Consider the following 24,672-nt stretch of genomic DNA (forward strand, 5'->3'; position numbering starts at 1 on the left):
AGCCTCGGTTCCGGCAGGCCCCGTTCCGCTCGCACGCCCCGGCAGAGAAGAAGGTCGTCCCGAACCGTGAGTGTTGCTCCGACTGAGATCGAACGCCCAGAATCGGCCGAGGAGACGTATATCGTCCCGGAACCCGATGTGCCGTGGGTGACGATCGTCCACAACGACCCGGTCAACCTCATGAGTTACGTGGCGTACGTCTTCCAGACCTATTTCGGCTATCCCAAGGACAAGGCGCACAAGCTGATGCTCGACGTCCACCACAAGGGCCGCGCGGTCGTCTCCAGCGGCAGCCGCGAGGAGATGGAGCGCGACGTGCAGGCGATGCACGGGTTCGGGCTCTGGGCGACCCTCTCGCAGGACCGCACCTGATGGCCGGGCAGTTCGAGGCGATCCCGGGCGGCGGAGCGGCCGTCGCGCTCGACGAGGTCGAGATCTCGATCCTGCGCTCCCTGGCCGTACAGCTGCTGGAGCTGATCGGCCCCGGTGAGGAGCCCGCACAGGGCGAGGACCCGCTCGCCTCGCTCTTCACCGAAGGCCCCAGCGAGCCGCCCGCCGACCCGGCGCTCGCCCGGCTCTTCCCGGACGCGTACGGCGATGACGACGACGAACTGCGCGGATACTCCTCGGAGTTCAGGCGGTTCACGGAGAACGACCTGCGCAGCCGCAAGCGCGAGGACGGTGTGGCGATGGTCCGCTCGCTGGACGCGCTCGTCTCGGCGGGCGAGGGCGGCGCCGTACTGAAACTGACCCCCGACGACTGCCGGCACTGGCTCGGCGCGCTCAACGATCTGCGGCTCACGATCGGTACGCGCCTGGAGGTCTCCGACGAGGACGAGAGCGGCGAGCTGTACCGGCTGCCGGACTCCGACCCGCGCAAGCCGATGGTGATGGCGTACCTCTGGCTCGGGGCGCTCCAGGAGACGCTCGTGGAGACCCTGATGCCCTGAGCTGACGCGAGTGATCGTCCTGACGCGAGTGATGGTCTCCTTCCGTTCTTCTTCCCTCCCTCCCACAACCCCCTCGGGTCCTCCTTCCGGACGCTCAGCGGATGCTCAATTCCGGATAACGATCCCGTCAAACCCCTGGGGATCTTTGAGATCCCAGGGGGGATTTGTCCGCTTCTTCCTGTGGGGTGAGCCACAGTAGCGGGGCGAAAACAGTCGACCCGGCGTGATAGATCTGCACGACCCCCCGGGGACTCCACCCCTGTCCCCGGGGGTGATTTCGCCGGCCGACCGTCGGTAGCACTCCATCTATGTCCGGGGGGATCGGGAACCGATCCGCAAGCCAGCGAGGCGCGGATCGGTGTGGAGAAAGGGCACACGACCATGACCTCTCCGCAGGTCGACAAGTACGGCGGCGACGGCACCTCGGGAGGCCCGGCCGGTGGCACTGCGCCCGCCGGTGTCACGGCCGAAGAGGGCTACGAGCGTGGACTCGGCAGCCGGCAGGTCCAGATGATCGCGATCGGCGGCGCGATCGGTGTCGGCCTCTTCATGGGTGCCGGAGCGAACATCGCCAAGGCCGGTCCCAGCATCATCCTCATGTACGCCCTGGCCGGCGTCGTGATCTTCTTCATCATGCGGGCGCTCGGTGAGCTGCTCCTCTACCGGCCGGTCTCGGGCTCCTTCGCGGAGTACGCCCGTGAGTTCCTCGGCCCGTTCTTCGGCTTCGCCACGGGCTGGACGTACTGGCTGATGTGGGTGGTCACCGGCATGGCGGAACTGACCGCCGCCGCGATCTACATCCACTTCTGGTTCCCCCAGATCCCGCAGTGGGTCAGCGCGCTGGTCTTCCTGGTGGTGCTCTTCGGTGTCAACCTGATCTCGGTGAAGATCTTCGGCGAGGTCGAGTTCTGGTTCTCGATGATCAAGGTCACCGCGATCATCGGCATGATCGTCATCGGCCTGGGCGTGCTCACCCTCGGCTTCTCCGACGCCGGTGACACCGCGTCCGTCTCCAACATCTGGGCGCACGGCGGGATCTTCCCGAACGGCATCGGCTCCAGCCTGATGACCCTCCAGGGCGTCATGTTCGCCTACCTCGCCGTCGAACTCGTCGGCGTCACCGCGGGCGAGTCCGAGAACCCGGAGAAGACCCTCCCCAAGGCGATCAACACGCTGCCGTGGCGCATCATCGTCTTCTACGTGGGCGCGCTCACCGTCATCCTCGCGGTCGTCAAGTGGACCGAGTTCTCCGAAGGGGCCAGCCCCTTCGTGCACGCCTTCGAGAAGATGGGCATCCCGCTCGCGGCCGGCATCGTCAACTTCGTCGTGCTGACCGCCGCGCTCTCCTCCTGCAACTCCGGCATGTACTCGACCGGCCGGATGCTGCGCGACCTCGCCGCCAACAGCGAGGCACCGAAGGTCTTCGGCCGGCTCAACTCCCGTAGGACCCCGGCCTTCGGCATCGCCATCTCGGTCACGCTCATGGGCATCGGCGTGATCCTCAACTACATCGTGCCGGAGAAGGCCTTCGGCTATGTGACATCCGTGGCCACGGCGGCCGGAATCTGGACCTGGCTGATGATCCTCATCAGCCATATCCGCTACCGCCGCGGTGTACGGGCGGGCCTGCTGCCCGCCTCGTCGTTCCCCGCCCCCGGCGGCACGCTGTTCAGCTGGGTCGCCGTCGGCTTCCTCGCCCTCGTCACCTGTCTGATCGCGTACGACAAGGACGCGCGCGTCTGTCTGTACGTGGGGGCCGTCTGGGCGATCGGCCTGGCGGTCGGCTGGCAGGTCATGAAGCGCCGCACCCCGCAGGACGGGGACGGTACGCCGGCGCCCAGCTATGCCGGGGCACCGGGCGGCGGCCCTAAGGGCTGACGCCTTCCCGCCACCTCACGGCCCCCGGACCCTGGCACGTACACAGCGTGTACGCCACCGGTCCGGGGGCCGTCGCGCTGTCCGCGTACGGGCCGTGGCGCCCGCGCAGGGCCGGTGCGGCGCCCGCGTACGGCCCGTACAGCGCCCGCGTACCGCCCGAGCCGCCTGGCGCGCACCGCCCGACCGGCGCCCTGGCGTGCCCCTTTATATTTTCTCCATGCTCACCATTACGCAGGCCCTGCACGACCAGATCGTCGCGCACGCGCGAGCCGACCACCCCGACGAGGCATGCGGCGTGGTCGCCGGTCCCGCCGGCAGCGGGCGGGCCGAGCGCTTCATCCCCATGCTCAACGCCGCGCGCTCGCCCACCTTCTACGAGTTCGACTCGGCGGATCTGCTCAAGCTCTACCGCGAGATGGACGACCGCGACGAGGAGCCGGTGATCATCTACCACTCGCACACCGCGACCGAGGCCTACCCGTCCCGTACGGACATCACCTACGCCAACGAGCCGGCCGCCCACTACGTCCTGGTCTCCACCGCCGACACGGACGACGCGGGCCCCTTCCAGTTCCGCTCGTACAGCATCGTCGACGGCCAGGTCACCGAAGAGGACGTGGCGATCGTCTGACCGGCCGGAAAGCGGGACTGTCCACCTGGCGAACGCTATCCATCCACCATGCGAGATCCCATGCCCGAGCGCGGACCGGGAATCGATACGATGACCGTATGGTTTCCACCGACGTGAGCGACAAGACGCCGAGCACCCCGCTGCTCGTAGCGCGGCTGCACGTCGATCTGTGCCGCCTCGCCAGTGCCATCTGTCCCGACAGCGCCGCAGGCTGAGCGACGGCCCCGAGCGCAGTTCTCCGTTTTTTCGTACCACCCCCTCGCGCGGGGGCCCGAGCCGCGCGCCCGTCACGCCATCTCCCGAACAGGAGCCCATGTCATGGCCATCGAGGTCCGCATCCCGACCATCCTCCGCACCTACACCGACGGAGCCAAGGCCGTCGAGGGCACGGGCGACACCATCTCCGAGCTCTTCGCCGACCTCGAAACACGTCACGCCGGCATCCGGGAGCGCCTCGTCGACCCGGCCAAGGGCAACGAACTCCGCCGCTTCGTGAACGTCTACCTCAACGACGAGGACATCCGCTTCCTCGACGGCATCACCACCAAGGTCGCCGACGGCGACAGCGTCACGATCCTCCCGGCCGTGGCCGGCGGCGCGCTCGAAACGCACCAGGCCTGATGCGGTACGACTCCCCGCTGGCGGCGGTCGGCAACACGCCGCTGGTACGGCTCCCACGGCTGTCCCCCTCGGACGACGTCCGGATCTGGGCCAAGCTGGAGGACCGCAACCCGACCGGGTCCGTCAAGGACCGGCCGGCCCTCCACATGGTCGAACAGGCCGAGAAGGACGGACGGCTCACCCCGGGCTGCACGATCCTGGAGCCCACCAGCGGCAACACCGGCATCTCCCTGGCCATGGCGGCCAAGCTCAAGGGCTACCGCATCGTCTGTGTCATGCCGGAGAACACCTCCCAGGAGCGCCGTGACCTGCTCGCCATGTGGGGGGCGGAAATCGTCCCGTCCCCCGCCGCGGGCGGCTCCAACACGGCGGTACGCGTCGCCAAGGAACTGGCGGCCGAGAACCCCTCCTGGGTGATGCTCTACCAGTACGGCAACCCCGACAACGCGGGCGCCCACTACGCCACCACCGGCCCGGAGATCCTCGCCGACCTGCCCTCCGTCACCCACTTCGTGGCGGGCCTCGGTACCACGGGCACCCTGATGGGCGTCGGCCGCTACCTGCGCGAACAGGTCAAGGACATCCAGATCGTCGCCGCCGAGCCGCGCTACGACGACCTGGTCTACGGCCTGCGCAACCTCGACGAGGGCTTCGTCCCCGAGCTGTACGACGCGTCCGTACTGACCACCCGCTTCTCGGTCGGCTCCGCGGACGCGGTGACCCGTACCCGTGAACTGCTCCAGCAGGAAGGCATCTTCGCGGGCGTCTCGACGGGCGCGGCGCTGCACGCGGCGATCGGCGTCGGCAAGAAGGCCGTCAAGGCCGGCGAGAGCGCCGACATCGTCTTCGTGGTCGCGGACGGCGGCTGGAAGTACCTCTCGACGGGCGTCTACACGGCGGCGACGACGGAAGAGGCCATCGAGGCACTGCAAGGCCAGCTCTGGGCGTGACGCCCACGGCTCACGGCCCCTGTCTCCTCCCTCCGGGAGAAGGCGGGGGCCGCTTTCGTGCGCGGGGCGCCCCGCGGCCCCCGGGAGACCGGCCCCGATACCCCGCCCGACGCGGCCGCGCAAGAGGACCATCCGAACCGGTGACAGCGCAGGTGAGTTCCCCCACAACCGCCCGTCCTGGAGGAGCGACCAGCCGTTTCGCGCTTTACGCTCGACAAATCGCACGCCCCCGTCGCCCCTCCTTCCATGCCACGGAGGTTCACGCTCAATGAAGCTCACCGTCGTCGGCTGCTCGGGCTCCTTCCCCGCCGCGGGATCCGCCTGCTCCAGCTACCTCGTAGAGGCCGACGGCTTCCGGCTGCTCCTCGACATGGGTAATGGCGCCCTTGGCGAGTTGCAGCGCCACGTTGGTCTCTACGACCTCGACGCCATTTTCCTCAGCCATCTCCACGCCGACCACTGCATCGACATGTGCGGGTATTTCGTCGCCCGCTACTACCGTTTCGACGGCGGTCGCTGCGACCCCATCCCGGTCTACGGCCCCGAAGGCACGGAGCAGCGCCTCACCACGGCCTACGCGGACACCCCGACGGACAAGTCCATGAGCGAGGTCTTCGACTTCCACACGCTCAAGCCGGGCGCCTTCGAGGTCGGGCCCTTCTCGGTCCGTACGGAGAAGGTCGCCCATCCGGTCGAGACGTTCGCCATCCGCGTCGAGCACGGCGGCCGGTCCCTCACGTACTCCGGCGACACCGGTGTCTGTGACCCGCTGGTCGAGCTCGCCGAGGACACGGACCTCTTCCTCTGCGAGGCGGCCTTCACGTACGGCAAGGAAGACATCGACGGCCTGCACCTCAACGGCCGCGAGGCCGGCGCCCACGCCGCTCGGGCCAGGGCGGGCCGGCTCGTCCTCACGCACATCCCGCCGTGGACGGACGCCGGACAGAACCTGGCCGACGCCCGCGCGGTGTACGGAGGTCCGGCGGAACTGGCCGTTCCAGGAGCGGTCTACGAGATCTGACCGGACGGCCCGCGAACGCGGTGGTGGGCCCGGCCGTTGTCGTCAACGGCCGGGCCCACCCGCGTACTTGGACCGACCGAGGCTACTTCGCCTCGGCCTTCTGGAGCTCCGCCAGCTCCTCGTCCGACTCCCGCCCCGGCGTCGGGATGTTGAACTTGACGATCGCGAAGCGGAAGACCGCGTAGTAGACCGCCGCGAAGCAGAGACCCACCAGGGCCAGTCCCCACGGATTGGTGGCGATGCCCAGGTTGAGGAAGAAGTCCACCGCGCCGGCCGAGAAGCCGAAGCCGTCCTTCATGCCGAGTCCCCAGGTCAGGGCCATGGAGACACCGGTGAGTACGGCGTGGACCGCGTACAGCAACGGGGCGATGAACATGAAGGTGAACTCGATCGGCTCGGTCACACCGGTGACGAACGCGGTGAGAGCCAGCGAGAGCATCATGCCGCCGACGGCCTTGCGGCGCTCGGGGCGGGCGCAGTGGGTGATCGCGAGGCAGGCCGCCGGGAGGGCGAACATCATGATCGGGAAAAAGCCGGTCATGAACTGCCCGGCCGTCGGGTCGCCCGCCAGGAAGCGGTTGATGTCGCCGCTCTTGCCGTCGAACGTACCGGCCTGGAACCACGGGAACGAATTCAGCAGGTGGTGCATGCCGACGGGGATCAGCGCGCGGTTGGCGACGCCGAAGATGCCCGCGCCGACGGCGCCCGAACCGACCAGCCACTCGCCGAAGTTGTGCAGCAGCGTGCCGAGAACCGGCCATATGTAACCGAAGACGATGCCGATGACCAGACCGGCGAAGGCGGCGAGGATCGGCACCAGCCGACGGCCGCCGAAGAAGCCCGCCCAGTCGGGCAGTTTGGTCCGGTAGAACTTCTGGTAGAGCAGCGCGACGACGAGGCCCATCACGACGCCGCCGAGGACCTTCGCGTCGACGGGCGCGCTCGTCATCACGATCTTGCCGTCCACCACCTGCGCCACCTTGGGCAGGTTGGAGTCGGTGAAGGTGGCGAGCACGTTCTTGAAGACCAGATAGCCGGTGACGGCGGCGAGCGCGGTGGAGCCGTCCGACTTCTTCGCGTAGCCGATCGCGATGCCGACGGCAAACAGCAGCGGCATGTTGTCCAGGATGGCGTTGCCACCCGCTGCCATAAAGCCGGCGATCTTGGTGATGAACGCCGGGAACGATTCGCGGCCGAGCATGTCGGCATTGCCGAGACGCACCAGCAGGGCGCCGGCGGGCAGCACGGCGACCGGCAGCATCAGGCTGCGGCCGATGCGCTGCATCACGGACATCGCGCCGCCGCCCTTCTTCTGTGCCGGGGGCTTCTTGTCCGCCGTGGCGGCGCTGGCCGTGGACATCGACTTCCTCCATGATCCGGGCAAGGCGCCGCCGGGGGACAGGGAGAGAAAGATGGGGGCGGCGTCCGAAGAAACGCGGCACGAGGCCGTGTGGCCCGACACCGTCAAGTGGTGTAGACCAGTTGTACACGGTAGGGGCTGGGTAAGGAATGCGCCAGGTCTCCGGCCTGTGAGATGGCCGGACGGGGCCCGCCGGAAGCCCTGCCGCAGAGAGCATGCCAGAAGCCCCCGGACGCCCGGTCCGGAGGCCTGCCGATCACTCGTACGGAGAGGGGGCGGGGCGCGGACGGTGTGCCCCGCGAGCCCCAACAGCCCCGCTACGCCTTGGTGTTCTGCTCCTCGCCCTCCTCCTCCAGCTCCTCCGGCTCATGCCCTGGAGTGGGGATGTCGAACGCCTTGATCGCGAAGCGGAAGATCACGTAATAGATCACCGCGAAGCACAGGCCGATCGGAATGATCAGCCAGGGCTTGGTGTCCAGATGCCAGTTGACGACGTAGTCGATCAGACCGGCCGAGAAGCTGAAGCCCGCGTGCACCCCCAGCGCCCAGGTGATCGCCATCGAGGCTCCCGTCAGCAGCGCGTGCACGCCGTACAGCAGGGGTGCCGCGAACATGAAGGAGAACTCCAGCGGTTCGGTCACACCGGTCACGAACGAGGTGAGGGCGACGGAGAACATCAGCCCGCCGACCCTCTTGCGGTGCTCGGGGCGGGCGCAGTGCGTGATGGCGAGCGCGGCGGCCGGGAGGCCGAACATCATGATCGGGAAGAAGCCCGACATGAACTGGCCGGCCGACGGGTCCCCGGCGAAGAACCGCGTCAGGTCGCCCTGGACGACCGTGCCGTCCGGCTTGGTGAAGCTGCCGGCCTGGAACCAGAAGAACGTATTGAGGAACTGGTGCATGCCGATGGGGATGAGCAGCCGGTTGGCGACGCCGAAGATGCCCGCCCCCCAGGCGCCCAGGCCGATCAGACGCTTGGCGAACCAGGTCAGCGCGTCACCCACGGGCTCCCACAGCAGCCCGAAGATCACGCCCAGGACGAGACAGATGAAGGCCATCAGGATCGGCACCAGGCGGCGGCCGTTGAAGAAGCCGAGCCAGTCCACCAGCTTCGTACGGTGGAAGCGCTGCCAGACGACCGCCGTGAGCAGCCCGATCAGGATGCCGCCGAGCACACCGGGATTCTGCGGGACGCCCTCGGGCAGCGCCTTGGTCACCGAGCCGCCGACGGGGAAGGCGGCCAGGACGTTGTGGTAGATGAGGAAGCCGACGACGGCGGCGAGCGCGGTGGAGCCGTCCGCCTTCTTGGCGAAGCCGATCGCGACCCCGATGGCGAAGAGCAGCGGCAGCCCGAACGCGCCGTCCAGGATGGCGGTACCGCCCTGGGTGAAGACCTTCGCCGTCTTGTCCCAGAAGGCGCCGTGCAGATAAGCGGTGAAGAGGTTCCCGAGGCTGATCAGCAGCCCGGCGGCGGGCAGCACGGCCACCGGGAGCTGGAGGCTCCGCCCGATCTTCTGGAGTCCCTGGAACAGCTGGTTCCACCCGCTCCCGCGCCGCCTGACCGGCCCTGCCGGGCTCGGCTGCGGCGCTGCCGTGCTGTCGGAACTCATCGGTGCTCTCCCGTCGTTCACGACTGGTGTAGACCAGTTGCGATAGGCTCCCGGGGGTCGGTCGCGGGCGGGGTGCCGGTGATCGTCATCATTGGGTACGCGGTGATCGCGCGCTCGCGAAGATGGCCCAACCGTGCGCTACCGTGACGAAACGGACCGGCCGGTCCGGGTTTTCCGCGTGCCGATGAGCCACACGGTCACGCAGCGAGTCGTTCAGAGAGTCAGTCGGAGAGTCAGGGAGAAAGAGATGGCCACCAAGGCTGAGAAGATTGTCGCCGGGCTCGGCGGGCTCGACAACATCGAAGAGGTCGAGGGCTGCATCACCCGCCTCCGTACGGAGGTCGTCGACCCCGACCTGGTCGACGAGGTCGCCCTGAAGGCCGCCGGAGCCCATGGCGTCGTCAAGATGGGCACCGCGATCCAGGTCGTCATCGGCACCGACGCGGACCCCATCGCGGGGGAAATCGAAGACATGATGTGAAGCCCGGAATGTGAAGCCCGGAAGTCACCCCGCCCGGGGCCTGATCCGTGGCGCCGGGGCCTGATCCGGATCAACAGGGGCCTGATCCGTACCACCGGAACAGGCCCCTCCTTTACGTTCCTTTACGTCCCGATAGGCTCACGTCCATGTCTCGAATCGACGGCCGCACCCCCGAACAGCTCCGCCCCGTCACCATCGAACGCGGATGGAGCAAGCACGCCGAGGGCTCCGTCCTCATCTCCTTCGGTGACACCAAGGTCTTCTGCACCGCCTCCGTCACCGAAGGCGTCCCCCGCTGGCGCAAGGGCAGCGGCGAAGGGTGGGTCACCGCCGAGTACTCGATGCTGCCCCGCTCCACCAACACCCGCGGCGACCGCGAATCCGTACGCGGCAAGATCGGCGGCCGTACCCACGAGATCAGCCGCCTCATCGGCCGCTCCCTGCGCGCCGTCATCGACTACAAGGCGCTCGGCGAGAACACCATCGTGCTCGACTGCGATGTCCTCCAGGCCGACGGCGGCACCCGCACCGCCGCCATCACCGGCGCGTACGTCGCCCTCGCCGACGCCATCACCTGGGCCCAGGGCAAGAAGATCGTCAAGGCCGGCCGGCGCCCCCTCACCGGCACCGTCGCCGCCGTCAGCGTCGGCATCGTCGACGGCGTGCCCCTGCTCGACCTCTGTTACGAGGAAGACGTCCGCGCCGAGACCGACATGAACGTCGTCTGCACCGGCGACGGCCGCTTCGTCGAGGTCCAGGGCACGGCCGAGGCCGAACCCTTCGACCGCAAGGAACTGAACGCCCTGCTCGACCTCGCAACCGGCGGCTGCGCGGACCTGGCGACGCTCCAGCAGACAGCCCTGGAACAGATCCGCTGACCGACGGGTCGCGCGGCTGAACGGGCCGCGACGTGGCCCAGCCCAGGCCGACCAGTTGCCGGGGAGTGGCGAGGCCGTCCTGGGCTACGACCCGGGTAAAGAAGCAACCAAGAACACCCCCACGAGCGTCTCCACCGGCACGGGCGCACGGACCGAACCGTGCGCCCGTCCAACCCCCGGAAAGGGAACCGCGCCATGTCCGCGCCCATACGGTCCGAGTCCGCAACCATGCCCGTACGGTCCACGACCACGCCCGTACGCCGACGCCGTCTCCCGCTGGCCCTGGCCGCCGCCGCGCTGGCCCTGCCGCTCACCGTCGGCTGCGGAGCCCTCGACAAGGCGCTGGACTGCGTACAGACCGCCGACGCCATAGCGGGCAGCGTCAGCGACCTCCAACAGGCCGTCTCCAGCGTCGGGGACGATCCGCTCAAGGTCGAACAGGCCCTGAACGACATCGACAAGGAGATCGACAACCTCGGGGACACGACCGACAACGCCGACCTCGGCAAGGCCGTCGACAACCTCGGCAAGGGCGTCGACAACGTCCGTACGTCCGTCAAGAACGGCGACGAGACCCCCGACCTCGCCCCCATCACCGACGCGGCATCGGAGATAGGCAAGATCTGCACCCCCTGAGAGGCGCGGGCGCTCCCCGTCCCGGGCCGTACAAGCCCCGGACGGGGTGACAGCCGGCTCCGGAGCGGGCCCGATACTGGGGGCATGACCCGCCTGATCCTCGCCACCCGCAACGCCGGGAAAATCACCGAACTCAAGGCCATCCTCGCCGACGCGGGCCTGCCCCACGAACTCGTCGGCGCGGACGCCTACCCCGACATTCCCGACGTCAAGGAAACCGGCGTCACCTTCGCCGAGAACGCCCTCCTCAAGGCCCACGCTTTGGCCACAGCCACCGGCCGGCCCGCCGTCGCCGACGACTCCGGCCTCTGCGTGGACGTCCTGGGCGGCGCCCCCGGCATCTTCTCCGCCCGCTGGGCCGGCACCCACGGCGACGACCGCGCCAACCTCGCCCTGCTGCTGGCCCAGTTGGCCGACATCGACACCCCGCACCGCGCGGCCCACTTCGCCTGCGCGGCGGCCCTCGCCCTCCCGGACGGCACGGAACGCGTGGTGGAAGGCCGCCTCCTGGGCACCCTGCGCGCGACCCCGGCGGGCTCGGGAGGCTTCGGCTACGACCCGATTCTCCAGCCGGAGGGCGAGACGCGGACCTGCGCGCAGTTGTCGGCGGCGGAGAAGAACGAGATCAGCCACCGGGGCAAGGCGTTCCGCGCACTGGTCCCGGCGGTACGCGAACTCCTGGGCTGACCGACGCGGTACGGGAACCACCGGGCCGGCCGACGCCGATGGCCCCGTCCCAAGGAGGACGGGGCCATCGCGCGAGAGTGGTGCGGCCGGTGGGATTCGAACCCACACGAGCGAAGCTCACCCGGACCTAAACCGGCGCGCGTCTGCCATTCCGCCACGGCCGCTCGCTTGCCTACTCTACTGGCTTTCGCCGAGTGTCTGTGGGGGTGGGTTTTGGCAACCAGCGGTGACGCACCGCGAATGTGCCCGTCTGGCTGTGGCACGAGGGACAGAGGTAGCGCAGGTTCTCAGTCCGGTTGTCCAGACGGTCGCCGTTGATGCGGTCGATCTCCAACACGAGCCGGTTGCCCTGCCATGTGTCGCCGAGGCCGCACTCATCGCAGGTGTGCGGTATCCCGATGTCGTCAAGGGCCCGCCTCAGCAGCACGGTCCTCGTGCGCGGGGCTCCGGGCTCCATGCGCCGCAGATCTCGGCCGCGGACTTGCGCCCCGGCGAGGGCACGCCACGATTGTGCCCCTGACCGGTGAAGTGCGGGGACGACAAGTCGTGGGCCTCGATGCCGAGCTTCACGAGTGAGCGGGCTGCCCTGCCCTCGCGCAGGCCCAGGAGTTTCACTACCCCGGCGACACTCGTGGAAGCGGCGACGGCCGACGCCAACTCGTCGCGGGGCAGGAGCCTCGCGTTGCACGCACGACCGCGAGTGAAGTGCGTCGTGTCGATGCCGTAGTGCTCAGGACGTTGCCGGACATGGCGGAGGGGTTGCTCCCCAGAGGGGCGTCCAACCTGCGCAGCAGATCAACAAGGCTGACGGCTTCGGCGGCGGTGCGCCTCAGAAGGTCCCGGGGGTACCTGTGGTTCGCACCCATGCTCTGGCACTTCTTTTCCGGCCCCGGTAAGTATCGGTAACCGTATGGCAGTTGGGGCAGAGCAGCCGGAGGTTTTCTGGACGGTTGTCCCACCAGTCGCCGTTCAGGTGATCGGCCTCGAGGCGTAGCGGCTTGCCGTTCCACTCCGTGCCGTTGCCGCACATCGAGCATGACTCCGCCACGCCGGTACGGAGCAGTTCGCGTCGGAGGCGTTCGCCAGGAACGCGATATTGTCGGCTCCCGGCGGTCGGAACGCCCCTGCACCACCGGACCGCGTCGTCATAGTTCGTCGTTTCTCTCGCAGCTTCTTCCATCAGTGCGTGCGTATATCGCACCGGCATTTTCGCACCCCTCGCTCCGGCCGCGTGTTCGCCGCATGGCACTGAGTGACGAACCGGATGGGGGATGGTCACCGCAGGGAAACGCGACGGCCCGCACCGAGTCGCACGGTGCGGGCCTTTGCGTCCGGGGCGAGGTGGGGTCAGAACTTCGGTTCCGGCGTCTGGGACTGGACCAGTTCCGCCGCTTCTTCCTTCGTCTCCACCGACGGCGGCGAGCCCTCCAGCGGCTGCTGCGCCGTCTCCTTCATGCACGCCACGGCGATCACGCCCACCAGCGCCGCCGCCATCGCGTAGTACGCGGGCATCAGGTTGCTGCCGGTCAGGTCGATCAGGCCCGTGATCACCAGCGGGGTCGTGCCGCCGAAGAGGGACGCGGAGAGGTTGTAGCCGACCGAGAGCGAGCCGTAGCGGACCTCCGTCGGGAACAGGGCCGGGAGCGCCGCCGACATGGTGCCGAGCAGGCAGACCAGGGACAGGCCCAGCATCAGCATGCCGATCACGATGGCCGGGATGCTGCCCTGCCTGATCAGGAGGAAGGCCGGCAGCGAGAGGAACAGGAAGCCGAGCATGCCGCTCATCAGCAGCGGCTTACGGCCGAAGTGGTCGCTGAGTTTGCCGACCTGGCTGATGATCAGCATCAGGAAGGCCATGACGGCCAGCAGGATCAGCAGCCCGTGGGTCTCGCTGTAGCCCAGTTCCTTCGAGAGGTACGTCGGCATGTACGACAGCAGCATGTAGTCCGTGATGTTGTACGCGCCGACGAGGCCGATGCACAGGATCAGCGCCGGCCAGTACTGCCGGAAGATCTTGGAGAGGTCTTCCTTCGTGGTGATCTCCACGGAGTCCGCCGCCTCGGAGGCGCGGGCGCTGTCCGCTTCCAGTTTCTGGAAGGCGGGCGTCTCGTCGAGGCGCAGTCGCAGATACAGACCCACCAGGCCGAGCGGTCCCGCGACCAGGAACGGGACGCGCCAGCCCCAGGCCTCCATGGCGTCGGAGCCGATCGCGGCGGTGAGCGCGGTGACCAGGCCCGCGGCGCCGACGTATCCGGCGAGGGTGCCGAACTCCAGGAAGCTGCCGAAGAATCCGCGGCGCTTGTCCGGGGCGTACTCCGCGATGAAGGTGGAGGCGCCGCCGTACTCGCCGCCGGTGGAGAAACCCTGGACCAGCCGGAAGAAGATCAGCAGGACCGGTGCCCAGAAGCCGATCGTCGCGAAGGAGGGGATCAGGCCGATGGCGAACGTGCCGATCGCCATCATGATCATGGTGAGGGCGAGGACCTTCTTGCGGCCTAGCCGGTCGCCCATCGGGCCGAAGAACATGCCGCCGAGCGGGCGTACGAGGAACGCGACCGCGAACGTCGCGAAGGAGGAGAGCAGTTCGATGGTCGGGTTCCCGGAAGGGAAGAAAACGTGCCCGATGGTGACGGCCAAGTAGCTGTAGATGCCGAAGTCGAACCACTCCATGGCGTTACCCAGGGATGCGGCCTTCACGGCCCTCTTGACCGCCGCTTCGTCGGTGACGGTGATGTCGGACCGGCGCAGCTTGGGGTTCTTCCGCTGCCGGATGGTGCGGAAGAGAGCGGGATGACGTTTGACCGCGGCGGGGTCGGCCACCTCGTCGTGCTCCGGGCCGGCCATTGGCGTGGTCCTTTCCTCGGTGGTGAACACTCCAAGGGAACCTTCTGCGCGATCGTGGCGTTCGCAAACCGAAGTCCCACCTAAGTGGGACCTCGGTCACACGGAGTCTCCTCGGAAACGGGCAGCTCAGAGGCCCGGATCCGTCAGGATGACCGGATATTTCAGATGCCCAGATCCTTGATGATCTTCGCGACGTGGCCGGTCGCCCGCACGTTGTAGAAGGCCTGTTCGACCTTGCCCTCCTCGTCGACGACGATCGTCGAGCGGATGACGCCGGTCACGGTCTTGCCGTACATCTTCTTCTCGCCGAAGGCTCCGTACGTCTCCAGGACGGCCTTGGAGGGGTCGCCGACCAGAGTGACCTTGAGGTTCTCCTTCTCGCGGAACTTCGCGAGCTTCTCCGGCTTGTCCGGTGACACGCCGATGACGTCGTAGCCGGCGGCCGCCAGCAGGTCGAGGTTGTCCGTGAAGTCGCAGGCCTGCTTCGTGCATCCGGGGGTGAGTGCCGCCGGGTAGAAGTAGACGATGACCTTGCGGCCCTTGTGGTCGGCGAGCGACACGTCCTTGCCGTCCGCGTCGGGCAGGGTGAAGGCGGGGGCGGTGTCGCCGGGCTGGAGGCGCTCGCTCATGGTTCTCCTCGGTGGAGCTGCTGTGACGGTCAGGGTGTACGCGGTGTACGTGGCGTACGCGGCCGAGCGTAATCGGGGGTGCCGTCGGGTGCGGTGGCGGTGGAGCTGACAGACTGTCGACGAAGGTTTACCGGACACGACCACGGAGGCAGCGCGGTGTCGGATTCCAGGACCCCGGCGCAGATCGAGGCGGACATCGTCCGCAGGCGCGGGCAGCTTGCCGAGACACTCGACGAGATCGGGGTGCGCGTGCATCCGAAGACGATCGTCGGCGACGCGAAGGCCCGGGTGGCCTCGCGGGTGGATCAGACGGCCGGGCGGGCGTTCGTCGTGGTGAACAGGACGGTGTCGGGCGTACGGGCGCAGTTCGTCGGGGCCGACGGCGGGCCGCGGCTGGAGCGGGTGGTGCCGGTGGTGCTGGTCGCGATCGGTGTCGTGGGGCTGCTCGCGGTGTCGACGAAGCGCCGCCGGGGCTGACATGAGCGCGGGGCAGGGCCCCGGAGCGGGACGCGGGCGGCCGGGCGCGTCGCGGGTGCCCCGTCGCGGACCCCTTGTGGCGTACGGAACGCGCGCGGGCAGGTAGGTTCTGGGGCGTGAGCGAGAACCCCCGCAACCAACACGACAAACTGCCCATCCGGATGCTCCATGACCGTGTGCTGGTCCGGACGGACATCCCGGAGGGCGAGCGGCGTTCGTCCGGTGGCATCGTCATCCCCGCGACGGCGGCGGTCGGCCGGCGGCTGGCCTGGGCCGAGGTGGTGGCGGTGGGTCAGAACGTACGGACGGTGGAGCCGGGCGACCGGGTGCTGTACGACCCCGAGGACCGGGCCGAGGTCGAGGTGCGCGGGGTGGCGTACGTCCTGATGCGGGAGCGCGATCTGCACGCGGTCGCGGCGGACCGGTTCGAGGGCTCCGAGGACTCCACGGGGCTGTACCTCTGAACCTCTGACGGTCCCGGCTCCGGCGGGCCCCGGCCCCGACGGTCCTGTTTCCGGCGCGTCCGCGGCCTTTGCTAGCGTGGAAGAACCCCGACGAGACGCGCCGTACCGGGTAGGAGGCGAGACCTCCCCAACGAAAGACGACGCACCTGTTGTCCGTGTTTTCGTGCCGGAGGTGCCGTCGTGGCGTGGGTTCTGTTGATCGTGGCCGGTCTGCTCGAAGTCGGCTGGTCGATCGGAATGAAGTACACCGATGGTTTCACCCGACTGTGGCCGAGCGTGTTCACGGGCGCGGGGATCGTCGTGAGCATGCTCTTGCTGTCGCAGGCGGCGAAGACCCTGCCGATCGGTACGGCGTACGGGGTGTGGGTCGGTATCGGCGCGGCCGGTGCCGCGGTGCTCGGGATGGTGGCGCTGGGGGAGCCGGTGACCGCGGCCCGGATCTTCTTCGTCTGTCTGCTGCTGGTGGCCGTGGTGGGGCTGAAGGCGACATCGGGCCACTGACGACAGGCAGGTCGGGGCGGTTCCGGGCCCGGCAAGATCCAAACGAGAGGCCCTAGTCCCGCGGCCTGGTGTGGCCCTGATCCGGGGCGGGCGGATGGGCGCCGGTGTCGTGCGTGCCACCTCCGGTGTCCCCGGGCGGCCCGCCGCCTCCGGGGCCGTCGGCGCCGGTCGACGTACCGCCGTCGGCCGATCCGCCGCCGGTGTCGCCGCCCCCGGTGTCCGTACCGCCGTCGGACTGTCCCTGGCTCTGGCCCTGTGTCCGGCCCTCGGCCGTCTGTCCCTGGCTCCGGCCCTGCGTGGGTGTCTGGGACTGGCCGCCGTCGGTGCCGCCATTCGTCCGGCCGCCCTGTGTCTGTCCTTGGGTCCGGCCGCCGGTCTGCCCCTGGGACCGGCCCTGGTCCTGGCCTTCGGACGTCTGGCCCTGGGTCTGTCCCCGGCCGCCGGGGGACTGTGACGCACTGGGTGTGCCGGGCCCGTCCGACTGTTGGCCGTCGGGGGGTGCGGCCTCCTCCGCGCCGTCCTCCAGCTGTAGTTCGAAGTGGGCCGGGGCGGTGCCCTGGAGCGCGGCGGCCGTGTACTGCCCCCAGATCTGGGCGGGTGCTCCACCGCCGTTGATCCTGGCCTGGCCGAGCGCTCCGTACAGCGGCTTCTGCCGGGCGGTCTTCGGATCGGCGCCCATGATCGCGACGACGGTGGTCAGGTTCGGTGTGTACCCGGCGAACCACGCTGCCTTGTCGTCCTCCGCCGTGCCCGTCTTGCCCGCGGCGGGGCGGCCCGCGGCGCGGGCGGCGGTGCCGGTGCCGCTCTCGACGACGCTCTGGAGGATGGAGGTGGTCGTGTCGGCTGCCTCGCGGCTGACGGCCTGCTTGGTGGTCGGGCGGGGCAGCGCCAGGGTCGTACCGTTCTTGCTGATCTTCTTGACCAGGGTGTACGGGTTGCGCATGCCGTGGTTGGCGAGTGTCGCGTACGCCCCGGCCATGTCCAGGACGCTCGGGGTGGCCGGGCCGAGCGCGATGGAGGGGTAGGGCGACAGGTCGGGCGTGTTCCCGGGGAGGCCGAGGGCGACGGCGGTGTCCCGGACCGTGGCCGGGCCGACGTCCTGGGCCATCTGCGCGTAGACGGCGTTGACGGACTTGTCGGTGGCGGTGCGGACGGGGATGGGGCCGTAGTCGACGTCGTCCTCGTTCGCCGGGTCGTAGCCGGTGGAGCCGTCGGGGCCTTCGACCATGTGGTGGTTGTCGCCGTCGTAGACGGTGTTCGGGGTGATGCGCCGGCCGTTCTGGGTCTGGGACCCGTTGTCGACGGCGGAGGCGAAGACGAACGGTTTGAAGGTGGAGCCGACCTGGTAGTCGCGGCGGGTGGCGTTGTTGACGTACTGCCGGGTGTAGTCGATGCCGCCGTACATGGCGACGACATGGCCCGATTCCGGGTCGATGGAGGCGGCGCCGACACGGACATCGCGATCGGCCGGGCGATCGCTGTCGAGCTGGGAGGTGACCTGGTCCTCGACGGCCTTGCCGAGGGCGTTCTGTTTCTTGCGCTCCAGCGTGGTGGTGATCCGGTAGCCGCCGGAGGCCAGCGTTTTCTCGTCGATGATCCTGCTTCCGGCGAGGTACTCCTCGACGGCCTGGACGATGTAGCCGCGCTGCCCGGAGAGCCCGATCGTGGAGTGCCTGACCTTTCCGGGGACCGGGAACCGCGCGCCGGCGCGGGCGGCGGGGCTGAGCCAGTTCTCCTTGACCATGCCGTCGAGTACGTAGTTCCAGCGGGCGACGGCGGCCGGTCTGTTGTCGGGATGGAGGACGACGTCGAACTCGCTGGGGGCGTTGAGCAGGGAGGCCAGATAGGCGCCCTCGGCGGTGCTGAGGTCCTGGACGTTCTTGCCGTAGTAGGCCTGGGCGGCGGCCTGGATGCCGTACGCGTTCCGGCCGAAATAGCTGGTGTTCAGGTAGCCCTGGAGGATCTGGCCCTTGGTCTGCTCGCGGTTGAGCTTGATCGCGATGAAGAACTCCTTCGTCTTGCGGACGATGGTCTGTTCCTGGCCGAGGTAGTAGTTCTTGACGTACTGCTGGGTGATCGTGGAGCCGCCCTGGGTGCCCTTGCCGGTGGCGGTGTTCCAGGCGGCGCGGACCATGCCCTGCGGGTCGACGGCGGGCTCGTTGTAGAAGCCGCGGTCCTCGGCGGCTAGCACGGCCCGCTGTACGGACAAGGGGACCTGGGCGAGCTTGATGTTCTCGCGGTTGACCTCGCCGTCCCGGGCGATCTGGGTGCCGTCCGCGTAGAGGTACACATTCGACTGGGCGGTGGCCGCGACATTGGCGGCCGGAATGTCGACGATCTTGTAACCCACGATGAAGCCGAGGACGAGGACGAACGCGCAGAACAGGAGTCCGCCGAGCACCATCCGCCAGGTGGGGAGAAGTCTGCGACGGCCGGCACGCCTGGGGCGTTTCCCGCTCGCGCCCTTCCCGCTCGCGTCCTTCCCGTCCGGAGAAGACCCGGGACCGGCGGCCGAGGGATCCCGTGGGGCCCAGCCCTGCTGCTGCGGCTCGTCACTCATATGTGCGAAGACTCCTCGGCCATGGCCGGTGGTTCACTCTCCGGCATAACGGTGTCGTATCAGGCGATTCGATGTACAAGCCCATGAAACGCCGCGCATCACCATGAAACATGGCGGAGGGGGAGGTGAGGCGGAGGCGGGAGACGGCCGGAGCGGCGGCCGGATATTCGGTCGCGACGGCTGACGCCGCTGGACTAGGCTCGGGCGCTTTGGTGCCTGGACGGCTGTACGGGGCCGACCGGCGGATCGGCGCTGGTCAGCGGGCCAGCGGGTCAGCCGACCGGTCCGGGCGCTCGGAGGGGCGAGGGGAGGGGCTGTTGTGCGGCTGTACGCGGTGGTGGCCGTGGGCGGGTTCCGGCGCTATGCGACGTATCGCGTGGAGACCTTGGCGGGAGCGTTCACCAACACCGTCTTCGGGTTCATCCTGGCCTACACCTTCACGGCTCTGTGGAGTGAACGCCCGCACCTCGGCGGTTATGACCTGTCCCAGGCCGTCACCTTCGTATGGCTGGGCCAGGCGCTGCTGATGACCTGCGTCATGATGGGCGGCGGCTTCGAGGACGAACTGATCGAGCGGATCCGTACCGGCGACATCGCCGTCGACCTCTACCGGCCCGCCGACCTCCAGCTGTGGTGGCTGGCCGGGGACCTGGGCCGGGCGGCCTTCCACCTGCTGGGGCGCGGGATCTTCCCGATGGTGATCGGCTCGTTCGCCTTCGACCTCGCGCTGCCGGCGAACCCGCTGACCTGGGTGGCGTTCCTGGTCGCCGTGGCACTCGGCGTCGTGGTGAGCTTCGCGATCCGCTTCATGGTCGCGCTCTCCGCGTTCTGGCTGATGGACGGCGCGGGCACGGCACAGATCACGATGCTGCTGGGGACGTTCTTCTCCGGGATGCTGCTGCCCCTGAACATCTTCCCCGGCCTGCTCGGCGAGGTCGCGCGGGCGCTGCCCTGGTCCTCGCTGCTCCAGATCCCGGCGGACATCTTCCTCGGCAGACGCACCGGTTGGGACCTGGTCACGGCCTACGCGTTCCAGGCGGCCTGGGCGCTGGCGTTGCTGGCGGCCGGGCGGGCGCTCCAGTCCGTCGCGACACGCAGGGTGGTGGTCCAGGGTGGCTGAGGAGACGGCTCGGGCGGCGGCGGGAGCCGACGAGGTACGTGCGGAGGAGCCCGGCGCGTCCCGGGGCTCCGGGGAGGTGGCCGCCGATCCGTGGATTCCGCGCGCCTCCCGGCGCGAGGCCCTGCGGGACGGGTTCCGGGCGTACGGCCTGATCGTGGCGATGTGGATGCGGTCCACGATGGCGTACCGCGCGTCCTTCGCGATGACCGCGCTCGGGAACTTCACGGTGACCGCCTTCGACTTCGTGACGATCATGCTGATGTTCTCCCAGGTGGACGCCCTGGGCGGCTACGCGCTGCCCGAGGTGGCCTTTCTGTACGGGACGTCCGCCACGGCCTTCGGCCTCGCCGACCTCATGCTCGGCTCGATGGACCGGCTGGGGCGCCGGGTGCGTGACGGCACGCTCGACACGCTGCTGCTGCGGCCCGTGCCCGTACTGGCACAGGTGGCGGCGGACCGCTTCGCGCTGCGCCGGGTCGGCCGGGTCCTCCAGGGGCTGCTGGTGCTGGGCTATGCCCTGCTGACGGTGGACATCGACTGGACGCCGGTGCGGGTGCTGATGCTGCCGATGATGCTGCTGAGCGGGGCGGCGATCTTCGCGGCGGTGTTCGTGGCGGGCGCGGCGTTCCAGTTCTGGGCGCAGGACGCCTCACAGGTGCAGAACTCGTTCACGTACGGCGGGACGACGCTGCTCCAGTATCCGCCGACGGTCTTTGCGAAGGACCTGGTGCGCGGGGTGACGTTCCTGGTGCCGCTGGCCTTCGTCAACTGGCTGCCGGCGCTGTACATCCTGGGCCGCGAGGACCCGTTGGGGCTGCCGGACGTGGTCGCGTTCCTGCCACCGGTGGTGGCGGTGCTGTGCTGCGTTCCGGCGGGGCTGATGTGGCGGCTGGGGCTCAGGGCGTACCGCAGTACGGGGAGCTAGGTACGGGGAGCCAGGTACGGGGAGTACGGGGAGCCTGCGGGTTCAACGGGGCGTCGTACGAGGAGAGCTGGGTGGAGCGTTCATGAGCAGGGACAGCACGAAGAGCACGGACAACGACACGGACTGCACGAAGAGCACGGACAATGACAGGGACTGCGCGGAGAGCGCGGCCGGGAGCGCGGCCGGGAGCGTGCATCCCGCGGCCGGCGCGGATTTCATCGAACTGGACGGGGTCGAGAAGGTCTTCGACGTCCGCCGCCGGGCCGGGCTCCTGCGCCGCGAGAAGCACCAGGTGCGAGCCGTCGACGGCATCAGCTTCCGGGTGGCGCGCGGCGAGATGGTCGGCTACATCGGTCCGAACGGCGCCGGCAAGTCCACCACCATCAAGATGCTCACCGGCATCCTGACCCCCAGCGCCGGGCGCCTGCGGATCGCGGGCATCGATCCGTCCCGGGAGCGTACGAGGCTGGCGCAGCGCATCGGCGTGGTCTTCGGGCAGCGCACCACGCTGTGGTGGGACCTGCCGCTGATCGACTCGTACCGCCTGATGCACCGGATGTACCGCGTCCCGGACGAGCGGTTCCGGGTGAATCTGGAGCGCTGTGTCGAACTGCTCGACCTGGGCGAGCTGTTGGACGTACCCGTACGGCAGCTGTCTCTCGGCCAGCGGATGCGCGGCGATATCGCGGCGGCGCTGCTGCACGACCCCGAGGTGCTGTATCTGGACGAGCCGACCATCGGGCTCGATGTGGTCTCGAAGGCCAAGGTCAGGGAGTTTCTGCGGGATCTGAACGCGGAGCGTGGCACGACGGTGCTGCTGACCACCCACGATCTGACCGACATCGAGCAACTCTGCAAGCGGGTCATGGTCATTGACCATGGCCGGCTGTTGTACGACGGGGCGCTGGGCGGCCTGCACGAGGTGGGCGAGAGTGAGCGGACGCTGGTCGTCGACCTGGAACGGGAGCTTCCGCCGATCGAACTGCCCGGGGCGCGGGTGGTGAAGGTGGAAGGACCCCGCCAGTGGCTCGCCTTTCCCGCGACGGCATCGGCGGCGCCGCTGGTCGCGCGGATCGCCGCGGAGTGCCCGCTGAAGGATCTCTCGGTGCGCGAGCCGGACATCGAGTCGGTGATCGCCAAGATGTACGCCGATCGTTCAACCGTGTGAGGTGTGCCTCGCTGTTGGCTAATCTGCTGACATGACGAGCGAGCGGCCCGACACGCGCCCCGATGTGCACGCCGACACCCGGGCCTCCGACGCCGAGCGGGAACAGGTCGCGGAGCGGCTGCGCGAGGCCGTGGCGGAGGGGCGGCTCGACATGGAGGAGTTCGACGAGCGCCTGGGGGCCGCCTACAAGGCGCGTACACATGGCGAGTTGGTGCCACTCGTACGGGACCTGCCCGCGCCGGGAACGACGACGGACGTGGCGCTCGCCCCCGAGCGCGGCTCCGGCTGGGCCGACCGGATCGGGCGCGGGCCCGCCACCTCGAAGGGGGCGTTCGCGTTCTGGGGCGGCTTCCGGCGCAAGGGCACGTGGACGGTGGGCCGGAAGTTCACCGCGGCCGTCTTCCAGGCGGGCGGTGAGATCGATCTGCGCGACGCGCGGTTCGAGGCTCCGGACGTCGTGATCCGCTGCTTCGCGTTCATGGGCGGGGTCCATGTGACCGTGCCCCCGGACATGGATGTCGAGGTCCGGGGCTTCGGGTTCATGGGTGGCTTCGGAGAAACGGGAGAGGCGCGGGAGACGGATGGGACGGACAGGACGGATGAGACGTCGGTCGGTTCCGGCTCACCGCGGGTGATCGTCACCGGCTTCGCGCTGATGGGCGGGGTCGGGGTGGAGCGGAAGGCGAGGGAGTCGGAGAAGCGCCGCCTCAAGGAGGAACGGAAGCGGCAGAAGCTGGAGAGGAAGCAGGGGGAGTCGGAGCGGAAGCAGGAGCGGCGGGAGCGCAAGGAACTGGGCTGAGCGGCCCGCCCGAGGGCCTGAGCGGCCCGCCCGACGAGCCGTGCCGCGTCAGAGGTCGGCCTGCGCCTTGCCCACCAGGGACTGGAGGTTGAGGTAGCTGCCCATCGCCCGGTAGCCCGCGTCGCTAGGGTGCAGCCCGTCCCCGGAGTCGTACACCGGCCGCATCCGGTCCGGCGCGTACGGATCGCGCAGCGCCCGGTCGAAGTCCACGACCTCGTCGAAGACCCGGCCCGACCGGATCTCCTCGTTGACCCGGTCGCGTACGGACTCGGTGACGGGGTTGTACCCGCGGTGCGCGCCGAACGGTGTCAGCGTCGAGCCGACGACGCGCACTCCGCGCGCGTGCGCCTGCCGGGTGAGTTCCCTGAGCCCGTTGGTGATTTTGGTGGGGTCGGTCTCGCGGCCGCGCAGGATGTCGTTGATGCCGAGGTCGATGACGACGACCTTGACCCCGGCCCGGTCGAGGACATCGCGCTGGAACCGGGAGACACCGGCCGCGCCGGCGCGGAACGGGACGGAGTCCCCCAGGACCCGGTTGCCGCCGATGCCCTCGTTGAGTACGCCCATGTGCTGGTCGCGCAGCCGGGCGGCGAGGACGTCGGGCCAGCGGCGGTTCGCGTCGTTGGTCGACTTCACGCCGTCGGTGATCGAGTCGCCGAAGGCGACGACCGCGCCCGGCGAATCGCGGTTGAGGACATCGACGGCGGTCACATAGCGCCAGACCTTGGCCGGCCGGGTGTACGCGTTCCGGGTGGGGTCGACCGTACGGTCGCCGCCCGCGAGGTACGAGGTCTGCATCGCCTGCGAGTGGAACGTGACGGGACCGCCGGCCTGCGGGGTGTAGAGGGAGACCAGCAGATCGCTGTCGTACGGCACCCGCATCGGCATCGGATCGCTGACGATCTGCCCGCCGGCCGGAATGGTCACGGTCGGCTTCCTGCCGAACGACAGCTGCCGCATGGTCCCGGCGACCGCCTCGGCGCCCCCGTTGCCGACCGCGACCGAGGCGCGGCCGACCACCAGCGGCTTGTGGCTGTAGAGATTGGAGAGGGTGACCCGGACGCTGGTGCCGCCGATGCTGGTGTGCACGACGTTACGGATGGAGTGCCCGGGGAAGCCGAAGGGTGCGAACCGCTCGACGCCGACCGGAGCGGCGGCCCAGGTGCCGGTCCAGGAATCGGAGGACGCGGGTGCGGCTGTCCCGACGGGGGTACGGCCCTGGGCGCGGGAGTCCCGCGAGCCGTCGCCCGAGCCGCCCCAGAAGGCTCCCGAGCCGGTGCCGAGCAGGCCGAACCCGCCGATTATCGCGGCGCACACCAGCGCCACTACTCCCACAAGTGCCCCGAGCAGGGCAAATCCTCGATACCTGGCCATGGCCCCCGTGTCTCCCTCACACCGACGTCCGGAACACATCATCCGACATCGCTTGGGAACTCGACGTGCCGCCCGGGAGTACCTGAGAAGGAGACACTGTGCAGAGGC

At 69.1% G+C, this 24,672-nt stretch carries 25 protein-coding genes, 1 tRNA gene and 1 riboswitch; of the genes, 19 read left to right on the forward strand and 7 right to left on the reverse strand.

The window, feature by feature from the left end; genetic code table 11:
- Nucleotides 1-66 precede the first annotated feature (66 nt).
- From clpS to ACIOJD_RS07215, 8 genes are all read left to right on the forward strand, one after another.
- Nucleotides 67-372, forward strand: a complete 306-nt coding sequence (gene clpS, locus ACIOJD_RS07180; RefSeq protein WP_401909300.1) for an ATP-dependent Clp protease adapter ClpS — start codon at nucleotides 67-69, stop codon at nucleotides 370-372.
- A complete protein-coding gene (locus tag ACIOJD_RS07185; RefSeq protein WP_401909302.1) occupies nucleotides 372-950 on the forward strand; it encodes a DUF2017 domain-containing protein in 579 nt (192 codons plus the stop codon). Before clpS ends, ACIOJD_RS07185 begins: the two co-directional genes overlap by 1 nt.
- 381 nt (nucleotides 951-1,331) lie before the next feature.
- A complete protein-coding gene (locus ACIOJD_RS07190; protein WP_401909305.1) occupies nucleotides 1,332-2,828 on the forward strand; it encodes an amino acid permease in 1,497 nt (498 codons plus the stop codon).
- Between the two features lie 217 nt (nucleotides 2,829-3,045).
- Nucleotides 3,046-3,459, forward strand: a complete 414-nt coding sequence (locus ACIOJD_RS07195; RefSeq protein ID WP_401909307.1) for a Mov34/MPN/PAD-1 family protein — start codon at nucleotides 3,046-3,048, stop codon at nucleotides 3,457-3,459.
- A 98-nt stretch (nucleotides 3,460-3,557) separates the two neighbouring features.
- Complete coding sequence (locus ACIOJD_RS07200; protein WP_401885142.1) at nucleotides 3,558-3,674, forward strand: putative leader peptide; 117 nt, start codon at nucleotides 3,558-3,560, stop codon at nucleotides 3,672-3,674.
- A 103-nt stretch (nucleotides 3,675-3,777) separates the two neighbouring features.
- On the forward strand, nucleotides 3,778-4,080 hold the full coding sequence (locus ACIOJD_RS07205; RefSeq protein WP_401909309.1) for a MoaD/ThiS family protein: 303 nt from the start codon (nucleotides 3,778-3,780) through the stop codon (nucleotides 4,078-4,080).
- Nucleotides 4,080-5,030: a PLP-dependent cysteine synthase family protein gene (locus ACIOJD_RS07210; protein ID WP_401909312.1), complete on the forward strand. Its 951-nt coding sequence runs from the start codon at nucleotides 4,080-4,082 to the stop codon at nucleotides 5,028-5,030. The genes ACIOJD_RS07205 and ACIOJD_RS07210 overlap by 1 nt, the downstream gene beginning before the upstream one ends.
- Before the next feature lie 268 nt (nucleotides 5,031-5,298).
- Entirely contained in the window at nucleotides 5,299-6,051 is a 753-nt protein-coding gene (locus ACIOJD_RS07215; protein WP_401909313.1) for an MBL fold metallo-hydrolase, read from the forward strand.
- An 82-nt stretch (nucleotides 6,052-6,133) separates the two neighbouring features.
- On the opposite strand, the gene ACIOJD_RS07220 is transcribed toward ACIOJD_RS07215, so the two are convergent.
- Nucleotides 6,134-7,411 carry a PTS transporter subunit EIIC gene (locus tag ACIOJD_RS07220; protein ID WP_401909316.1) on the reverse strand — a complete coding sequence of 426 codons (1,278 nt, stop codon included), beginning with the start codon at nucleotides 7,409-7,411 and terminating at the stop codon, nucleotides 6,134-6,136.
- A 317-nt stretch (nucleotides 7,412-7,728) separates the two neighbouring features.
- The gene (locus tag ACIOJD_RS07225) at nucleotides 7,729-9,021 is read right to left on the reverse strand and encodes a PTS transporter subunit EIIC (protein ID WP_401909319.1); all 1,293 of its coding nucleotides are present in this window, start codon (nucleotides 9,019-9,021) and stop codon (nucleotides 7,729-7,731) included.
- A 184-nt stretch (nucleotides 9,022-9,205) separates the two neighbouring features.
- On the opposite strand from ACIOJD_RS07225, the gene ACIOJD_RS07230 reads away from it, so the two are divergent.
- The 4 genes from ACIOJD_RS07230 to rdgB all read left to right on the forward strand — a co-directional run bounded on the left by ACIOJD_RS07230 (nucleotide 9,206) and on the right by rdgB (nucleotide 11,703).
- On the forward strand, nucleotides 9,206-9,502 hold the full coding sequence (locus ACIOJD_RS07230) for a glucose PTS transporter subunit EIIB (protein WP_401909322.1): 297 nt from the start codon (nucleotides 9,206-9,208) through the stop codon (nucleotides 9,500-9,502).
- Nucleotides 9,503-9,648: 146 nt separating this feature from the next.
- Nucleotides 9,649-10,380, forward strand: coding sequence for a ribonuclease PH (rph, locus tag ACIOJD_RS07235; RefSeq protein WP_401909325.1), 732 nt, complete (start codon nucleotides 9,649-9,651; stop codon nucleotides 10,378-10,380).
- 228 nt (nucleotides 10,381-10,608) lie between these two features.
- Nucleotides 10,609-11,016 (forward strand): hypothetical protein, encoded by a 408-nt coding sequence (locus ACIOJD_RS07240; RefSeq protein ID WP_401911598.1) that lies wholly within the window; start codon nucleotides 10,609-10,611, stop codon nucleotides 11,014-11,016.
- Nucleotides 11,017-11,100: 84 nt separating this feature from the next.
- Complete coding sequence (gene rdgB, locus ACIOJD_RS07245) at nucleotides 11,101-11,703, forward strand: RdgB/HAM1 family non-canonical purine NTP pyrophosphatase (protein WP_401909327.1); 603 nt, start codon at nucleotides 11,101-11,103, stop codon at nucleotides 11,701-11,703.
- A gap of 78 nt (nucleotides 11,704-11,781) precedes the next feature.
- Here the strand turns inward: rdgB and ACIOJD_RS07250 are convergent.
- From ACIOJD_RS07250 to bcp, 3 genes are all read right to left on the reverse strand, one after another.
- Nucleotides 11,782-11,867: transfer RNA gene (locus ACIOJD_RS07250), tRNA-Leu, on the reverse strand.
- Nucleotides 11,868-13,050: 1,183 nt separating this feature from the next.
- Nucleotides 13,051-14,547 (reverse strand): glycine betaine/L-proline transporter ProP, encoded by a 1,497-nt coding sequence (gene proP, locus ACIOJD_RS07255; RefSeq protein WP_401909329.1) that lies wholly within the window; start codon nucleotides 14,545-14,547, stop codon nucleotides 13,051-13,053.
- 161 nt (nucleotides 14,548-14,708) lie between these two features.
- Nucleotides 14,709-15,176, reverse strand: coding sequence for a thioredoxin-dependent thiol peroxidase (bcp, locus tag ACIOJD_RS07260; RefSeq protein WP_401909332.1), 468 nt, complete (start codon nucleotides 15,174-15,176; stop codon nucleotides 14,709-14,711).
- 156 nt (nucleotides 15,177-15,332) lie between these two features.
- Here bcp and ACIOJD_RS07265 point away from each other — a divergent pair, with 156 nt between their 5' ends.
- From ACIOJD_RS07265 to ACIOJD_RS07275, 3 genes are all read left to right on the forward strand, one after another.
- Nucleotides 15,333-15,653, forward strand: a complete 321-nt coding sequence (locus tag ACIOJD_RS07265) for a DUF3618 domain-containing protein (RefSeq protein WP_401909335.1) — start codon at nucleotides 15,333-15,335, stop codon at nucleotides 15,651-15,653.
- 161 nt (nucleotides 15,654-15,814) lie between these two features.
- Nucleotides 15,815-16,117, forward strand: a complete 303-nt coding sequence (locus tag ACIOJD_RS07270; protein ID WP_046506547.1) for a co-chaperone GroES — start codon at nucleotides 15,815-15,817, stop codon at nucleotides 16,115-16,117.
- A gap of 61 nt (nucleotides 16,118-16,178) precedes the next feature.
- Nucleotides 16,179-16,264, forward strand: a riboswitch (guanidine-III (ykkC-III) riboswitch).
- A 33-nt stretch (nucleotides 16,265-16,297) separates the two neighbouring features.
- Complete coding sequence (locus ACIOJD_RS07275) at nucleotides 16,298-16,618, forward strand: DMT family transporter (protein WP_401909337.1); 321 nt, start codon at nucleotides 16,298-16,300, stop codon at nucleotides 16,616-16,618.
- Nucleotides 16,619-16,670: 52 nt separating this feature from the next.
- Here the strand turns inward: ACIOJD_RS07275 and ACIOJD_RS07280 are convergent, their stop codons facing one another.
- Complete coding sequence (locus ACIOJD_RS07280; RefSeq protein ID WP_401909340.1) at nucleotides 16,671-19,178, reverse strand: transglycosylase domain-containing protein; 2,508 nt, start codon at nucleotides 19,176-19,178, stop codon at nucleotides 16,671-16,673.
- A 319-nt stretch (nucleotides 19,179-19,497) separates the two neighbouring features.
- On the opposite strand from ACIOJD_RS07280, the gene ACIOJD_RS07285 reads away from it, so the two are divergent.
- The 4 genes from ACIOJD_RS07285 (at nucleotide 19,498) to ACIOJD_RS07300 (ending at nucleotide 23,190) form a co-directional block, all read left to right on the forward strand.
- Nucleotides 19,498-20,298: an ABC transporter permease gene (locus ACIOJD_RS07285; RefSeq protein WP_401909343.1), complete on the forward strand. Its 801-nt coding sequence runs from the start codon at nucleotides 19,498-19,500 to the stop codon at nucleotides 20,296-20,298.
- A gap of 76 nt (nucleotides 20,299-20,374) precedes the next feature.
- A complete protein-coding gene (locus ACIOJD_RS07290; protein ID WP_401911601.1) occupies nucleotides 20,375-21,223 on the forward strand; it encodes an ABC transporter permease in 849 nt (282 codons plus the stop codon).
- An 82-nt stretch (nucleotides 21,224-21,305) separates the two neighbouring features.
- Nucleotides 21,306-22,391 carry an ATP-binding cassette domain-containing protein gene (locus ACIOJD_RS07295; RefSeq protein WP_401909346.1) on the forward strand — a complete coding sequence of 362 codons (1,086 nt, stop codon included), beginning with the start codon at nucleotides 21,306-21,308 and terminating at the stop codon, nucleotides 22,389-22,391.
- A 31-nt stretch (nucleotides 22,392-22,422) separates the two neighbouring features.
- Entirely contained in the window at nucleotides 22,423-23,190 is a 768-nt protein-coding gene (locus ACIOJD_RS07300; RefSeq protein WP_401909348.1) for a DUF1707 domain-containing protein, read from the forward strand.
- 48 nt (nucleotides 23,191-23,238) lie between these two features.
- Here the strand turns inward: ACIOJD_RS07300 and ACIOJD_RS07305 are convergent, their stop codons facing one another.
- Nucleotides 23,239-24,564, reverse strand: coding sequence for an SGNH/GDSL hydrolase family protein (locus ACIOJD_RS07305; protein ID WP_401909351.1), 1,326 nt, complete (start codon nucleotides 24,562-24,564; stop codon nucleotides 23,239-23,241).
- Between the last annotated feature and the right edge of the window lie 108 nt (nucleotides 24,565-24,672).

Origin of the sequence: Streptomyces sp. NPDC088116, assembly GCF_044741745.1 — a bacterium.
Lineage (GTDB): Bacteria > Actinomycetota > Actinomycetes > Streptomycetales > Streptomycetaceae > Streptomyces.